At 53.0% G+C, this 16,027-nt stretch carries 13 protein-coding genes and 3 pseudogenes; 7 read left to right on the top strand and 9 right to left on the bottom strand.

Going from position 1 to position 16,027, the window contains the following annotated elements; genetic code table 11:
* Positions 1–7: 7 nt before the first annotated feature.
* The 5 genes and pseudogenes from tssG to tssB all read right to left on the bottom strand — a co-directional run bounded on the left by tssG (position 8) and on the right by tssB (position 5,264).
* Positions 8–1,039, bottom strand: coding sequence for a type VI secretion system baseplate subunit TssG (tssG, locus tag GM30_RS03265; RefSeq protein WP_049847474.1), 1,032 nt, complete (start codon positions 1,037–1,039; stop codon positions 8–10).
* Positions 1,006–2,834: pseudogene (gene tssF / locus GM30_RS03260) on the bottom strand (type VI secretion system baseplate subunit TssF). The gene tssG and the pseudogene tssF overlap by 34 nt, the downstream one beginning before the upstream one ends.
* 5 nt (positions 2,835–2,839) lie before the next feature.
* Complete coding sequence (gene tssE / locus GM30_RS03255) at positions 2,840–3,259, bottom strand: type VI secretion system baseplate subunit TssE (protein WP_049847473.1); 420 nt, start codon at positions 3,257–3,259, stop codon at positions 2,840–2,842.
* Positions 3,260–3,264: 5 nt separating this feature from the next.
* A complete protein-coding gene (gene tssC / locus GM30_RS03250; protein WP_049847472.1) occupies positions 3,265–4,746 on the bottom strand; it encodes a type VI secretion system contractile sheath large subunit in 1,482 nt (493 codons plus the stop codon).
* Positions 4,747–4,766: 20 nt separating this feature from the next.
* The gene (gene tssB, locus GM30_RS03245; RefSeq protein WP_049847471.1) at positions 4,767–5,264 is read right to left on the bottom strand and encodes a type VI secretion system contractile sheath small subunit; all 498 of its coding nucleotides are present in this window, start codon (positions 5,262–5,264) and stop codon (positions 4,767–4,769) included.
* Between the two features lie 502 nt (positions 5,265–5,766).
* On the opposite strand from tssB, the gene GM30_RS03240 reads away from it, so the two are divergent.
* A complete protein-coding gene (locus tag GM30_RS03240; RefSeq protein WP_038161925.1) occupies positions 5,767–6,285 on the top strand; it encodes an Hcp family type VI secretion system effector in 519 nt (172 codons plus the stop codon).
* Between the two features lie 43 nt (positions 6,286–6,328).
* Here GM30_RS03240 and GM30_RS03235 read toward each other — a convergent pair whose 3' ends face one another.
* Positions 6,329–7,282 carry a LysR substrate-binding domain-containing protein gene (locus GM30_RS03235; RefSeq protein WP_162212975.1) on the bottom strand — a complete coding sequence of 318 codons (954 nt, stop codon included), beginning with the start codon at positions 7,280–7,282 and terminating at the stop codon, positions 6,329–6,331.
* An 82-nt stretch (positions 7,283–7,364) separates the two neighbouring features.
* Here GM30_RS03235 and GM30_RS03230 point away from each other — a divergent pair, with 82 nt between their 5' ends.
* Both GM30_RS03230 and GM30_RS03225 read left to right on the top strand, forming a co-directional pair.
* Positions 7,365–8,450 carry a tartrate dehydrogenase gene (locus tag GM30_RS03230; RefSeq protein WP_049847469.1) on the top strand — a complete coding sequence of 362 codons (1,086 nt, stop codon included), beginning with the start codon at positions 7,365–7,367 and terminating at the stop codon, positions 8,448–8,450.
* Positions 8,451–8,659: 209 nt separating this feature from the next.
* Positions 8,660–9,938 (top strand): annotated as a pseudogene (locus GM30_RS03225) (MFS transporter).
* A 38-nt stretch (positions 9,939–9,976) separates the two neighbouring features.
* On the opposite strand, the pseudogene gss reads toward GM30_RS03225, so the two are convergent.
* Positions 9,977–11,819, bottom strand: a pseudogene (gene gss, locus GM30_RS03220) (bifunctional glutathionylspermidine amidase/synthase).
* A 186-nt stretch (positions 11,820–12,005) separates the two neighbouring features.
* Between gss and yghU the strand changes: the two are divergent.
* Positions 12,006–12,872 (top strand): glutathione-dependent disulfide-bond oxidoreductase, encoded by an 867-nt coding sequence (gene yghU / locus GM30_RS03215; RefSeq protein ID WP_049847468.1) that lies wholly within the window; start codon positions 12,006–12,008, stop codon positions 12,870–12,872.
* A gap of 159 nt (positions 12,873–13,031) precedes the next feature.
* Complete coding sequence (locus GM30_RS03210; RefSeq protein WP_049847467.1) at positions 13,032–14,072, top strand: aldo/keto reductase; 1,041 nt, start codon at positions 13,032–13,034, stop codon at positions 14,070–14,072.
* Positions 14,073–14,111: 39 nt separating this feature from the next.
* Here the strand turns inward: GM30_RS03210 and GM30_RS03205 are convergent, their stop codons facing one another.
* A complete protein-coding gene (locus tag GM30_RS03205; protein WP_049847466.1) occupies positions 14,112–14,615 on the bottom strand; it encodes an ESA_00282 family adhesion-associated protein in 504 nt (167 codons plus the stop codon).
* A 102-nt stretch (positions 14,616–14,717) separates the two neighbouring features.
* Between GM30_RS03205 and GM30_RS03200 the strand changes: the two genes are divergently transcribed.
* Both GM30_RS03200 and GM30_RS03195 read left to right on the top strand, forming a co-directional pair.
* Positions 14,718–15,131 (top strand): hypothetical protein, encoded by a 414-nt coding sequence (locus tag GM30_RS03200; protein ID WP_049847465.1) that lies wholly within the window; start codon positions 14,718–14,720, stop codon positions 15,129–15,131.
* On the top strand, positions 15,128–15,547 hold the full coding sequence (locus tag GM30_RS03195) for a hypothetical protein (protein ID WP_049847464.1): 420 nt from the start codon (positions 15,128–15,130) through the stop codon (positions 15,545–15,547). Before GM30_RS03200 ends, GM30_RS03195 begins: the two co-directional genes overlap by 4 nt.
* A 46-nt stretch (positions 15,548–15,593) precedes the next feature.
* Here the strand turns inward: GM30_RS03195 and exbD are convergent, their stop codons facing one another.
* Positions 15,594–16,022, bottom strand: a complete 429-nt coding sequence (gene exbD, locus GM30_RS03190) for a TonB system transport protein ExbD (RefSeq protein ID WP_049847463.1) — start codon at positions 16,020–16,022, stop codon at positions 15,594–15,596.
* Between the last annotated feature and the right edge of the window lie 5 nt (positions 16,023–16,027).

The raw sequence follows: 16,027 nt of genomic DNA, 5'->3' as shown, positions 1-16,027 counted from the left end.
CATAAAATTATTCCCTGATGTGGAGAGTGACGGAAGGCGGCACCTTCGGCTGACCAATGAAACTGGTTCTGCCCAGACATGCGCAGGACCGATCCCCAAGCCTCATCCCTCTTGCCTGATCCGGTGCCAGACACAACTGTAAGTCCCAGGCAAACTGGTCGCGCAGCAGGAAAGAGATGAACATTTTTAGCGCCTGATGATTTTCACCGTCCGGCAAAAAAGTGAGATAGCGCGCCATCGACAGATCGCCAATCTGCAGCAGGAATTTACCGCTGCGATCGGGCACCCGTGCGCCGAGCGTGAAATTGACGCCAAGTACGGACTTGCCCGGAATGTGACCCGCAGTTTTCTTTTTTGGCATTCGTTCGCCAAGCCGGTTTTGTTGAGATGGTGAAATCGCAACCCAACGCAGCTGCCAGCTTTTGATAGCAACGACAGGGAGATCGAAACAGTGCGAGACCAGGTTACAAATCACCTCCGGCGCGCGTCCTGGTGTCGCCAGCACACCGGCATAGGCCAGCATTTTGCTGTGATTGATGGCGAGCCTGTCGCGGATGCTTTGGCTACCCAGCCCCACGAGAGCGTACATCCGCTGCGAAAAATGATCGGTGCCCCCGTTGCGAAAACAGATGTAATAGCGATATTTTCGCCAGGCGTGGTACGCAAACTGCGTCCAGCGGTGGCTGAACAGATCGAGAAAGGCTTTCATTCCCTCTTCGTTTTGCGCCTCTTCCTTTGCCATCTGATCGAGGTAATAACCCGGTAGCGGAGACTGGCTTCCGGAAAAGCCAAGAAACGTTGAGGTCAAAACAAACTGCCCCGCGTCGTTTCGCTCAAGCGTGCTGAGATCGCTGCCTGGAAAGGCAATGCTGGCATCAGATTTAAACAGCACCACTTCCTGTTTGGGTTCAGTGCGGAGACTCGCCTCTCCATAGCGACGGTAGAGCGATTCCATCAGCACATAAAAGTTAGTACCGCGTACGTCGTTCAGCGGAAAGTGCGACTTTACATCAGAGCGTGCTGGCCGGTGTGTTGCCATTCCCAGGACTCCTGACTTTCCGTGTTGATGATTTTCAGACAATGAAACGAATTGATGCTGGCATATAACGCGAAGAAGTGTGACAGCACCGTGCCCAGCAAATAGATTTCCCCTTCGCAGACAAAAGGAGCTGGGTTGATCCATAACGTGGTGGCGAGCCCGCGTACCGGTACGCCCTCAAACAGGCGATCCGTTGGCTGGGTCTCCAGTTTTTCAATGGCATCCAGTTTTTGCCCGGAAAGCCGAGCCTGTTGCGGGTGATGAATGCCCGGAAGATCAAAGGTGCGCAGGATCTGGCATAGCGCTTCTCTGTCAAGCAGTGAGAGATAATTCAGGTTCATACTCGAAATAAGCGACCAGTGCATGTCGCCGTCCGTGATGGGATACAACGGTCGCGTTGGACGGGTAACATTGCTGAAAGAGGCAACGGCGGGATTTTTACCAATAGCGACACAGACATCGCCGGTATGCAACTCGGCTGGCAACATCTGGTTAGTGCAAACCAACGACGTCGTGATCACTTCACCTTTCAACCGGGTAATCCCCGGAACGCTGCCATCGGCGTGAACAAAAGCTATCGCGTGGTCAAGTCCGCGATGGAACAAGGATGTTTTGGCCCGGTGATGCCAGTACACCACCTCACGCTGGCGACTGTATTCAATTTGATGGTTGAAACTTTCAAACTCTGGCCAGGTTCTGGTTTTATTATCCTTTTCTGATGACTCTCCTGAGGCCTGAACACTGCTGGAAACCGACTCCANAAAATATCATAAGCTTCAGGAAATTTATGGCTGGCACGGAGCGGATACTGGGACATGCTGCCGTCCGGCCTGATGGGCTCTGCGTGATGGACAAACAGATTGACGGCAGGCGTGCAATAAAGCCGTAATGAATTCCGGCGCAGCTTGATATCCACGGGCAAAGGCTGGTTAAAACGCAAACGTAGCGTGAAGGCGCTGATCGGAAAATCCTCCGGCAACGGAGCAACATCCCGCAGGTGAAAGAAAAAGAAGCTCTCCGGATAACAAAAATACTCCTGGAGGACCCGATATCCGTTATGGACGTTTTTCGGCCACGGCAGTAATGCGTCGTCGCGTTCAAACCCGGCGGCTTCCAGCCATAAGTCAGGCAATGGTATCCGATATTCACCGGAAACCAGTTCCGCACCGGTCAGTCGCTCACTGAACCACAAATACAGCTGATGGCGGGTATAGTCATCTTCATTTCCGAGCCAGAACGTAAGTTTGTTTAACTCCAGCGCACGAGGAAAGACGCCTGATCCCGCGACAAAATCGACATCAATGATGCCTTCCTTGAGGGTGCTGTTATTGCAAACGTCCTGGATTTGCACAGGCTGCAACCAGACGTCACGCGCGAGTGTGAAATGACAAACGGGAGGAGACACATTTTCACGTTCAGTCAGTGCTCCTTTGCCTGGCAATAATGAACCATTGACCGTCCGGGATCTGACCAGTTCATTACGGCTCACCTGAACAGGCGCATTGAGTCTGTTTTTGGGCTGGTATTCAATGACCGTCATGGCAGGTACCGGGCGCAGGTAGTTCGGCCAGAGCATACGAATAATGCCGTGCGTAAATTCCGGGAACTCATCTTCCAGTTTCTGCCGTAGCCCCCCTGAAAGAAAGGCAAACGCCTCCATCAGACGTTCCACATCCGGGTCTCCCGCCTTTTCAGACAGAAAACGGGCCAGGTGAGGTTTTTCCTCCGCCAGCAATTTGCCTAACTGACGTAGATAGTCCAGCTCTTCCCGGTAGTAACGTTCCTCAAAAGCCATAATGTTTACTCCACCTGAAAGTGCTGATGGCTATCGAGCAGGATGTCGAACTCCAGAACATCCACGGCCTCATCAAAACCCACCTGCGCCATAATGTGAAAACGTAACTCCAGCGGGGAATAGCCATCCGCGGTGGCGGCAGTCACAACAGCACTATCGATACGCGGTTCATACTGCAGAATACAGTCATGAAGCCCATGCCCGATTTCACTGCGGAAATCACGAGAGATAAGCGCCTCATCGTTTAAATCAGAAATGCCCAGTTCCGGGGATCCGTAACAACTGCCGGAACGGGTATTGAGGATGTTTTGCAGGTTATGCAAGATGGAATGCAGCAGTACCATCTTTGGTTTCCGACGCGGCGACAACGTTGCCGCATCACCGATGCGTTCAAATAAACTTCCCCCAAAGCCCCGCTCCGTCACAGTCGTTACTCCCTGTCCAGACGCCCAACCAAAGACAGGTCGAAGCTGGCACCCATGTACTTGAAGTGCGGTCGTACGGAGAGCGCAACCTGATACCAGCCCGGTTCGCCTTCGACATCCAGTACCTCAACCTTTGCCTGACGCAGCGGTTTACGGCTGCGGACTTCTGCTGGCGGGTTTTCCTGATCGGCGACGTACTGACGGATCCAGCCATTCAGCTCCCGCTCCAGGTCGCCACGCTCTTTCCACGAGCCAATCTGCTCGCGTTGGAGCACTTTGATGTAATGGGCCAAACGGCTGATAATGAAGAGATAAGGCAATTGCGTGCCCAATTTGTAATTGGTTTCAGCTTCTTTGCCTTCGGGCGTATTCGGGAATACTTTTGGTTTTTGTACAGAGTTAGCCGAGAAGAATGCGGCGTTATCACTGCCCTTACGCATAGTCAGCGTAATAAATCCCTCTTCAGCCAGTTCATATTCACGGCGATCGGTGATCAACACCTCCGTCGGGATTTTTGCCTGTAGTTGCCCCATGGCTTCATACAGGTGTACGGGCAGATCCTTCACCGCCCCGCCGTTTTGCGGACCGACGATATTTGGACACCAGCGGTATTTCGCAAAGCTCTCCGCCATGTTGGAAGCCAGCAGGAATGCTGTATTGCCCCACAGGTAGTCTTCATGGCGCTTACTGACATCTTCGCGATAGTTGAAACTCTTAACAGGGTTTTCGCCTGGCGCATATGGCTGGCGCAGCAGGAAGCGAGGCGCGGTAAGGCCAAGATAACGGGAGTCTTCAGATTCACGTAAGGCACGCCATTTGCTATATGCCGGACCTTCGAAAATCGCACCAGGATCTTTAATCCCCGGCAGTTCAGCCCAGCTGTCCAGACCGAAAAACTCCGCAGAGACCGACGACAGAAATGGGGCGTGCGCCATCGCGCTGACCGTGCTGACGTATTTCAGAAGTTTCATGTCGGCAGCGGTGTTCTTAAATGCATAGTTACCAATGACTGCCGCGACCGGTTCGCCGCCAAACTGGCCGTAACCACTGGAGTAAACGTGTTTATAAAAACCAGACTGGGTGATTTCAGGTGCAAACTCGAAATCATCCAGCAATTCTTCTTGCGTCGCATGTACGACATAAATTTTGATGTTTTCTCGCGTATCGGCGCGCTCCACCAGTAGCTTCAGGGAGCGCAAAAATGACTCCAGCTCCTGAAACTCCGGCGAATGAACGATGAGATCCATCTGTCGGCCCATGCGTTCATCGATGTCGGCAATCATGGTATTCACGGCCAGAATATCGATCGGCTCTACATTGTTGTCGCTCTGCAGCAGCGCTGAAATAAAGGCGGTAACGCCATGACGGGCAATATCGTAGCTTTCGGAGTCGGGTTGAAACCGGGTCTGCGACATAATTTCATCCAGCAGAGAGGATGTAGCCGCAGGCGTGGCGCTAACCGGAGCAAGTTCTTCCTGTTGAGACATACTGAAATCCTTGTACAAAGTTATTTCTGACTGGCGAGACCCAGCTCCTGAATCAGCTGCTCGCGGGTTTCTTCGTTATCCAACAGCGCCTGAAGCTGAGCGCGGAATGAGGGGATATTGCCCATTGGCCCTTTCAGCGCGACCAGCGCCTCACGCAACTCCAGAAGCTTTTTCAGCTCCGGTACCTGAGCCGCAATGTTGTCTGGCGAAAGATCGGCAAGAGATTGCACTTTCAGATTGATATCCATCCGCGCACCAGGGGTTTCGCTGATCGCTGACGGTGTGGTGAAATCCCGGCGGATTCCTGACTCTGCAATGACGGCATCAAAATTATTCTTATTGATGGAAACCGGCTGGCGTTCATCCAGCGGTGTATCGTCCGCTTTTCCTTTCAGATTTCCCGTCACCAGCAAATTTAGCGGCAGTTCCACTTCTGCTGTCTGACCATCAGTTTTCGGGACGTAGCGGATATTAATTCGTTCTTTCGGGGCGATACTGCCTTCTTTATTGCTGCTCATGAGTTTAATCCGTCAGGTTATGTAGGCGCATTCCGTTCAGCCATCTAAAGAAATACCGTGACAGATAAAAACATAAGTATTGCTTTAATGGCAGTTGATAAATAGCACAAGGCTACTTTTAACAGGGCACTATACGCACCTGTAAAACGACATAAAAATACGACTTCGGACTTTTTATATCATTGCACATGCAGTGACACTATAAATAACCTTTAAAACAATGAGATACAAAACTCCACACACAACAAGATTGCGCACAGTTTCACTTAACAACGATGCACACATAAATATCATCCATATAAACGTCACTATATATTTACCAATAAAATATTTACCCGGGCAATAAATATTGCCACGCATTTATTATATACATCCGATTTCGAACCTTTATAGTCATGAATTAATACGTTATTCATGTGAACATATGAAAATCCTGGTCACCAGGAACTTACGAAAGACAATCGTTAAATAAATACGCATCCATTAAGAAAAGGAGTTAATCATGCCAACACCCTGTTATATATCGATCAAAGGCCAGACTCAGGGCCTGATTACCGATCGTGCATTCACAGCGGAATCCGTGGGCAATATCTACGTTCAGGGACACGAAGATGAAATGCTGGTGCAGGAGTTCAAGCATAACGTTACGGTACCGACCGACCCGCAATCCGGTCAGCCAAGCGGTCAGCGCGCGCATAAGCCGTTCATTTTTACCGTCGCGCTGAACAAAGCGGTGCCGCTGCTGTACAACGCGCTGGCGTCCGGTGAAATGCTGCCGACTACCGAATTGCACTGGTATCGTACTTCTATTGAGGGCAAACAGGAGCATTTCTTCACCACCCGCCTGACAGATTCCACTATCGTGGATATCGACTGTCACATGCCGCATTGTCAGGACGACACCAAGCGTGAATTCACGCAGCTGATTCAGGTATCGCTGGCTTACCGTAAGATCGAGTGGGAACACGTTTCCGCCGGAACATCAGGTGCTGATGACTGGCGTGCACCGCTGGAAGCATAAGGGTAAATCAACAGCATTTTGCCTTCCAGGCAGAGTGCTGTTCTTATTTAATCGCTTTATTCACGACACACTGTTGCGGGTAGTGCGCCTCAAAATAGCTGCGCAGAAACTCGACCGTGGTCCGGATTTTTGCCGACGTCGCCAGCCGGGAAACATAAACGGCCCAGATATTAGCGGGCTGATAGCAATCCGGCAGGATCTGTACCAGATGGCCGCTGGCAATGTTGTCACTCACATCCCACCAGGAACGCAGCGCGATCCCATGTCCGTCCAGACACCACTGATGCACAATCTCACCGTGATTCGATGACAGTGCGCCGGTCACTTTTATCGCGTGTACGCCCTCTTTACTGTGCAGTTGCCACACGCCGAAGGGGTGATCGCGTTCTTTAATCACCAGACAGGGCAACGCCGCAAGGTCGCTCAATTGCTTTGGCATACCGTGACGGGCAATAAAATCCGGTGAGGCACAGAGAATACGATGATTGTTTGCCAGCTTGCGGGCAATAAGATTGGGCGCTATATCATCACCAACGCGAATATCCAGATCGACACCTTCATTCACCAGATCCACCAGCCGGTCTTCCATATCAAAGCGTAATTCCAGCTGAGGGTACTGTCGGGCAAGGGCTGATAAAGCTGGTGCCACTACTCGACGGCCAAAACCGAAACTGCTGATGATCCGCAGTGTCCCTTGAGGAATTTGCCGCACGTCCGATAGCTCATCCACCATCTGATCCACATCCTGAAGAATGCGTTGCGCCCATTCGTAGATGCGCTCGCCCTCTTCAGTGATAGTAACGCGACGCGTCGTTCTGTGCAGCAGCACCACATTCAGTGTTTGTTCCAGCAGTGAAACCCGCTTGCTGACGAAAGCCGGTGAGGCACCGAGTTCCTCTGCCGCCGCCGCAAACCCGGCCCGGCGGGCCACCAGCATAAACACGCGTAAGTCATTCAGTAGCGGAAGATTATTCATGATCTGTGTTTTATGTTTCACCAGTTAGCGTGATTGATTATGAATGAGTCAATTATAGGATAGAGAGGAAGTCAATTTTTATCGTGGAAAAGTGAGAGTGGGTATGAAGAAAACCTGGCGTATTGCCGCGATCCCCGGAGACGGGATTGGCAAAGAAGTTCTGCCCGAAGGCATTCGCGTGTTGCAGACTGCCGCCGAACGCTGGGATCTGTCGCTCAGCTTTGAGCAAATCGAATGGGCCAGCTGTGAGTACTACTTGCGCCACGGCAAAATGATGCCGGACGACTGGCATGCGCAGCTTAAGGATTTTGACGCCATCTATTTCGGCGCTGTGGGCTGGCCGGACACCGTGCCGGATCACATCTCCCTGTGGGGATCCTTACTGAAGTTTCGTCGCGAATTCGATCAGTACGTCAACCTCCGCCCGGTGCGTCTGTTCCCCGGCGTGCCCTGCCCGCTGGCAGGCAAACAGCCGGGTGACATTGATTTCTACGTCGTACGGGAAAATACCGAAGGAGAGTACTCTTCGCTGGGTGGGCGTGTTAATGCGGGCACTGAGCATGAGGTGGTGATTCAGGAATCCGTTTTTACTCGCCGCGGCGTGGATCGCATCCTGCGCTACGCCTTTGAACTGGCGCAGAGCCGCCCCCGTAAGACGCTGACGTCAGCGACCAAATCCAACGGACTGGCGATCAGCATGCCGTACTGGGATGAACGCGTCGAAGCCATGGCCAGCCATTACCCTGACGTTCGCTGGGACAAACAGCATATTGATGTGTTATGCGCGCGTTTTGTCCTGCAGCCGGAACGTTTTGACGTTGTCGTCGCATCGAATTTGTTTGGCGATATTCTTTCCGATCTCGGCCCGGCCTGCACAGGAACGATCGGCATTGCGCCGTCTGCCAATTTAAATCCACAGCGCACTTTTCCGTCGCTTTTCGAACCGGTACATGGTTCCGCGCCGGATATTTATGGCAAGAACATTGCCAACCCTGTCGCCACAATCTGGGCCGGTGCGATGATGCTCGACTTCCTTGGCCAGGGCGATGAGCGTTACCACGCCGCCCATAATGGTATTTTGAACGCCATTGAGCAGAGCATTGCCAGCGGACCAAAAACCCCGGATATGAAAGGCAGCGCCTCCACACAGCAGGTCGGTGAAGCCATTCGCCAGGCCCTTCTTCGCTAAGATCGAACCGCAACCTCAGAGCCGCGTCACTGACGCGGCTTTTTTGTACCTGCCGCCTGGCAGGTCGCCAAAAAAAAACAACACGCAGTTAACATTTCGTCAAACTAAATTTGACATTAATCCCGCCATCACAGATGTATATACAGGCAAATACAATAAAAACATGACAACCACACGATAAACATCCGCTTCAGGCAGGGGAGATCTGTATGGCCGTATCCGGCGACATGAACATTCAACAAGCCATCGACGACAGCCGCTTTTCGTGGTTCCACTGGACACTCATTATTCTCGGTTTTCTGGTACTGGCCATTGATGGTTTTGATACGGCGGCAATGGGCTATATCGCGCCCGCGCTCTCCAGTGACTGGGGAATTAAAAAACAGGATCTTGGCCCGGTGCTGAGCGCCGCCCTGCTCGGCCTGTCGCTGGGCGCGTTAATCGCTGGCCCGGTTTCGGACCGTATTGGCCGCAAACGTGTGCTGGTCTTTTCGTGTTTGTTCTTCGGACTCGCCAGCCTGGGCACGGCGTACGCACAGTCGATCAACACGCTGACCCTGTGGCGCTTCCTGACCGGGCTTGGACTTGGCGCCGCCATGCCGAACGCCATTACGCTGATGTCCGAATACGCACCGCAGCGCNGCTATCTCTTCCTGGCTGATTCCGGCGCATGGCTGGCACAGCGTCTTGCTGTTGGGTGCCGCGGCGCCGTTAGTGCTGACGGTGCTACTGATCTGGCTGCTGCCGGAATCAGTGAAATATCTGGTTAACCGCGGCGAAAATGGGGTGAAAATCAAACGGATCCTGCGTCGTTTTGTCGATCAGGATCTTGAGCAGGTAAGCCGTTTTTCGCTGCATGAAGAGCAGAAAACGCAGAAGAAAGGCAGCGTGGCGCAGTTGTTCAGCGCGGCTTATCTGCCCGGTACGCTGATGCTGTGGATGAGCTATTTTATGGGGCTGGTTATCTATTACGTCCTGCTGAGCTGGATGCCGATCCTGATGCAGGGCATGGGTTATCAGATGGAGCAATCCGCGCTGCTCACCTCGCTGTTCACCTTTGGCGGCACGGCGGGCATTCTGCTGGCCGGCTGGCTGATGGACCGCTGGGAAGCGCACAAAGTGGTCTCGGTCGGGTTTATCATCACCACGCTGTTCATCGTGCTGATGGCGCAGGAAAACAGCCATATCTGGCTGTTTGGCGGGCTGATTTTCCTGATGGGGATCACCATGAACGGCGCGCAGTCCGGTATGCAGACGCTGGCGGCTACGTTCTATCCAACCCAGTGTCGGGCAACGGGCATCGCGTGGATGCAGGGTGTGGGCCGTTTTGGCGGCGTGGCGGGGACGATGATGAGCGCCCAGCTGCTGTCGATGCAATGGCAGGCTGACAGCATCCTGATGTTCCTCGGTGTTCCGGCGCTGCTGGCCGCCTGCGCCACGCTGTATAAAATGTGGCGCTGCCAGCCCGTCGCGCAGCCTGCGCTCTGATTCAGACTCCGCGCTTCACTCATGAAGCGCGGCATTTGTTACAGAAAGTCCTTATCTTTCAGCACAATCAGCGGTTCAATATCGCTCTCTTTTTTGATGACCAGCGACTCATCGCCGCGCAGACAGGTGCCGCCATAGCTGCCGCCGACCGTAAAGGTACACACCTGAATATATTTGCCCTCCACTTTTGGCAGACACCACAGCTGCTGGTAGATATTTTTGCGATCGGCAAACTTCCCGGAGCTTTGATCGAGCAGTTGATCGTCGTGGCTGACCAGATCGATATTGCTGCCGCAGCGGCCGGAGATCGGCTTCACGGCATAACCGGTTTTCGCCAGTTCATCCGTGACAGTGAAATCGGTATCCAGCAAATAGCGATGGCCCGGGAACAACGACCACAGCACCGGCAGAATCGCTTTGTTACCGGGTATCACCGTCCATAGTGGTTCGAACACCAGCACTTCCGGGCGCAACAGGACGTCGATCAAACGCACCTCATTTTGCGGATGACCGGTACGAATCGGCACCGCCGCGTATTCTGTTTCACTGACTTCACGCACCTGTTCAAGCGCCGTTTCCCACGCCCAGGTTTTCCAAACGCAGTTCACGTGCCGCCCGTCATCATCGATAAGCTGCCCGGCATCGTCCCAGCGCAGTTCGCCCAGCCCGTGCAGGATTTTGCTTTCAAAACCGGCATTAGTCAGCGCGCGCTGCATAAACTGCGCGTGGTAATCCTCTTCGAGATCTTTATCCTGCATGATGTGTACAAACGGCCGCGCCAGGCTGTGGCCCCATGCGCCGGTCAGCTCATCGAGCAAATCCTCCGCCGGGTTATAGCCTTTACCGGACAGACCCAGCTTCGCCCACTCTTCCAGGATCACGCCCCCTTCGGTATGACAGGAAGCGGAATCGGCGTTGTATTCGTAGACTTTCAGCCCACGTTCATCCATGCAGAAATCCATGCGCCCGGTGATCATATGGTGGCGTCTCAACTGCCATGAGAGGCGCAGCCGCGGCCAGAGGATTTTCGGGATATCGAACAGCGCCAGCAGGTTGTCATCCTTCAGCACTTTATCGGTGGCGTGCAGATACATCAGGTGCAGCTCGTTGGTGGCTTTAATCAGCTCCTGCTCGCCGGTCTCCGAGATGGTGAAATACTGGTACGGATCTTTGTTGATCTCATGTCCGTTCGCCCGCACGTAGGCGCGCTGGAGCGGATCCTGTTCGTTGAGCCATTTGCCATCAAACTGACCGTGGTTTTCCAGCCGCGCACCGTGGATCGCCATCAGTTTTGCCGGGCTAGCCGGTTGCGGCAGGCTGTACTGCGCATCGTCGGTCTGGATCATCCAGCCAAGAATGGTGGTGTCGTCGAAGGTGTCATGAATGGTGTATTCGCCGTTTCTCACCTCAAGCGTCAGTTCGCGCGTCCACTGCTGCCCCGGCGGTAGCGGCTGGTGCGCCACGTTCTGCTCGGCAATGCGCACTTTATTACCCGCCAGTTGGGTGACAACCGCGACGTGGCCGGTCTGATGAAACTCACCGCCCTTTTGCCNNGGGGGAGCCGTTGGCAAACGCTTTTAATGGCAGGAGATTGTCATTCACCACTTCGCGCAGAAAGCGCAGCGAGAAAATTTCATACGCCATGCCAACGTCGGTGAAAACGAAACCATAGGTCAGAAACAGAAAGCGGCGCGCAAACTCAACGCACTGCCATTTGTGGCCCATATATTCGTTGCCGATATAGCTACGAAAGGAGGGATCGTCGTGGGAGAAATCAGAGCCTAAACTGCTGTAATTGGAAGAGTAAATCGCAACGCCACCTGGCGCATACCCCAACAGCGTTCCGAATGGGGCATCACTACTCTGTGTTCCTGTACTCATGTGCAAACCTTAGGAAAAGACCACCTGAGCATATTCCTTCTGTGAACATTGCCCAGGCATGACCGGTCAGAAGTGAGACTATGATAGCACTGCCATTATCTGTGTGCATTAACGCCTCAGTTCGTTAAACCCTTCCTGCATCTCCTGCTACACTGCCTCAACAACCCAGGAAAAAGGCAGGCCAACATGTCAGACAACACGTACCAACCTCCAAAAGTATGGGAATGGAAACAGAACAACGGCGGCGCGTTCGCAAACATCAACCGTCCGATCTCCGGCCCCACGCATGAGAAAGAACTCCCTGTAGGTAAGCACCCACTTCAGCTTTATTCACTTGGCACGCCAAACGGCCAGAAAGTGACGATTATGCTGGAAGAGCTGCTGGCGCTGGGCGTCACCGGCGCGGAATACGATGCCTGGCTGATTCGCATCGGCGACGGCGATCAGTTCTCCAGTGGCTTCGTGGACGTCAACCCGAACTCGAAAATTCCGGCACTGCGTGACCATTCCACCACCCCGCCGACGCGAGTCTTTGAATCCGGCAACATTCTGCTTTATCTGGCAGAAAAATTCGGCCACTTCTTACCGAAAGACCCGGCCGCGCGCACCGAAGCGCTTAACTGGCTGTTCTGGTTGCAGGGTTCAGCGCCTTTCCTCGGCGGCGGTTTTGGCCACTTCTACAGCTATGCGCCGGTGAAAATTGAATACGCGATCGATCGCTTTGCGATGGAAGCCAAACGCCAGTTCGATGTGCTGGATAAGCAACTGGCGCGCGGGCGCTATGTGGCGGGGGAAGAGTACACCATCGCCGATATGGCTATCTGGCCATGGTATGGCAACGTGCTGCTTGGCAACGTTTATAACGCGGCAGAATTCCTTGATGCGCAGAGCTACAAAAACGTACTGCGCTGGGCGAACGATGTCGGCAGCAGACCGGCCGTAAAACGCGGTCGCATCGTTAACCGCACCCATGGCGAGCTAAGCGAACAGCTTCACGAGCGCCATAACGCCAGCGATTTTGACACCAGTACGGAAGACAAACGTCAGGGTTGATCGACCACAAGCCGGGCGGCCCTCGCCCGGTTATTTCCTATCCCGCCAGTTTCTTGTCATACGCCGCACCGGGTTGTGATCGGCGCAACGTGATCGTCGTCGCAAACGAAGTAAGATAGAAACAGTGTTTCGAAAATAACAATCAGTGAAGGAGACATCATGGCCTGGTTAGCCAATCCTGCCCGTTACGAGCAGATGCAGTATCGTTACTGTGGCAACAGCGGCTTACAGTTACCCGCCCTGTCGCTCGGCCTGTGGCATAATTTCGGCCACGTCCATGCGCTGGAATCTCAGCGTGCCCTGCTGCGTAAAGCCTTCGATCTGGGCATTACGCATTTTGATCTGGCAAACAACTATGGCCCGCCGCCGGGCAGCGCGGAAGAGAATTTTGGCCGCCTGCTGCGCGAAGATTTTGCCGGCTATCGCGACGAACTGATCATCTCCACGAAAGCAGGCTACGACATGTGGCCCGGCCCGTACGGTTCCGGCGGTTCACGTAAATATCTGCTGGCGAGCCTCGACCAGAGCCTGAAGCGTATGGGACTGGAATATGTCGATATCTTTTATTCGCATCGTGTCGATGAGAAAACGCCGATGGAAGAAACCGCGTCGGCATTAGCGCAGGCGGTACAGAGCGGCAAAGCGCTGTACGTCGGTATCTCGTCCTATTCCCCGGAGCGGACGCAGACAATGGTTGAGCTGCTGCGCGAATGGAAGATCCCGGTGCTTATCCATCAGCCGTCCTACAACCTGTTGAACCGCTGGGTGGACACCAGCGGGCTGCTCAACACCCTGCAGGATAACGGCATTGGCTGCATCGCCTTTACGCCGCTGGCGCAGGGCCTGCTGACCGGGAAATACCTCAACGGGATCCCGGAAGGTTCGCGCATGCAGGAGGAAGGGAAAAGAGCGCGCGGCCTGACGGAGAACATGCTGAGCGAAAGCAATCTAAAAAGTTTGCGTCTGCTGCACGACATGGCACAACAACGCGGTCAGTCGATGGCGCAAATGGCGCTAAGCTGGCTGTTGAAGGATAACCGCGTGACGTCGGTGTTGATTGGCGCGAGCCGCCCTGAGCAACTGGAAGAGAACGTGCAGGCGCTGAAAAACCTGTCGTTCAGCGCTGAGGAACTGGCGCAAATCGACAAGCACGTCGCTGACGGGCAGCTGAATCTGTGGCAGGCCTCGTCAGATAAGTAAAGTCGCCAACAAAACCCCTTTCACGCGAGAGGGGTTATTTCAGATATCTTCAGGATTGATCCACGGACGCTGAAACTCCGGCCAGACCAGCGCCACCAGCGCAGGCCAGGCGTCGAGGCTGAATTCGCGGAAGCACTGCTGTAAATTCAGCACGTTGAGATCGGCACGTGAAACCTGTTCGCCGTTCAGGCAGCGTTTTTTCAATGTGTCGTAATATTTATATACTGCGGAATTGAGATCGCTGCAGCGCCGCTGGGCGTCAAATAAACCCGGCACGGCGTTTATTTCCCCCATACTCATACGTTTAATTGTCGCATGCAGGAAATCGATATATTCATGATTCACGCGCCAGTACCACACCGGCGTGATAGCATTCATCAGGACTGAAAAGTGATCCTCACCCTCTTCTTTGCTCATTGGATAAGCCGATTCCGGACCTGAATGCCCCTCGCCCCGCGGCTTTTTATTGTTGCCAGACATTAAGAAAAGAATTACCGCTGTGAGCAATAACAGTGCTATCACAAAATAAATTATGCTGTTCATGGTTTGCTCCATTTTTTTTGATTTTAAAATTACGCCATGATATTGTCAACGAACCTCAACTCTGCATCCCCTCTATTCTGTTGAATAAAAAGGACATCATCGATGATACCCGAGACGCTTATCCCGGCTCGTTTCCACTTATCAGCAACGGAAAAGGAAACCGGGGGAGCAGATAAAAATGCTAATCTAACACAAAGCAAAAGCACACTCGCCAACCATGAAAAAGATATTTTAGCGACGGTCGCCCATAACGGACAATCGCGAAATATGCTGCTGGAAGAGCGCGATCGTCATATTAAAGAGCGTTTGTTTCGAGTGATTAAAATTGAAGCATTTGCCAGAGCGCTGAACGATTTACAAACGGAAGGTGAGATTGACGCGCAGGAATTAAGTCAAATTATTACCGAGAAAACGACGTTTATTAATGAATCCGGCAATGAAATTTGGCTTAATTTAATAACTCGCGAATCTGACTCACCTCTTTTTTATAAATTTCTCGACGAGTCATCAACATGAAAGATGTTGAAGATAATAACGTCTATTTGACTTTAGACGACAGAAACAGCGACGACATCATTCGCCATCAGAACCTGACGGTGCTGATTAATGAAAAGAACGCCGCTATCGAACATACTGCACAGGCGGTGACGTCCATTCCGGCCGCGCTGGTGAAAATGAAATGGCAGAACCGCCGCGATATTTATGCCTGGCAGGTGAAAGAAGAGATTTACGGTGTCGCCATTGAGGAAATCATCGCCCGCAAGCCGGAGCTGAAAGAGAAGCTGCTGGCGCGCATTGAAGCCAACTATCAGCATCTTCTGGCTCGCGAAACTGCGACGCTGCGCCTGTCGCGTAAGCTGGCAGAAGGCCAGTTAAAGACGTCAAACGTCACGAAGGTGGCGCTGGACGATACGCCGAAGAAGAAGAAATAAAAAAGGCTGGCAACAAGGCCAGCCTTCTCACGATGCGCTACCGGAATTACTTCGCCTGCGTGACCTCTTGCCCTACCAGACCAATTTTCAGATAACCGGCCTGATGGAGCGTATCCATCACTTTCATCATTGTTTCATAATCGACGGTTTTGTCCGCGCGGAAGAAGATGGTGGTGTCTTTCTTCCCTTCCGTCGCCGCGTTCAGTGCGTTGATCATGTCCGCTTCCGTCACCGGATCGTTACCGAGGAACNNCATCGACTTATCCGCTTTGACCGACAGATAAATCGGTTTTTCCGGACGCGGCTGCGGCTGGCTGGAAGACGCCGGTAAATTGACTTTAACGTCCACAGTGGCGAGCGGCGCCGCCACCATGAAGATGATCAGCAGCACCAGCATAACGTCGATAAACGGCGTCACGTTGATTTCATGCATTTCACCGTTATCGTCCAGATTTTCGTTAAGACGCATTGCCATAAAGC

This window comes from Trabulsiella odontotermitis, from assembly GCF_001188485.1.
Classification (GTDB): Bacteria; Pseudomonadota; Gammaproteobacteria; order Enterobacterales; family Enterobacteriaceae; genus Trabulsiella; species Trabulsiella odontotermitis_A.
This window is presented reverse-complemented; position numbering and strand designations above follow the sequence as displayed.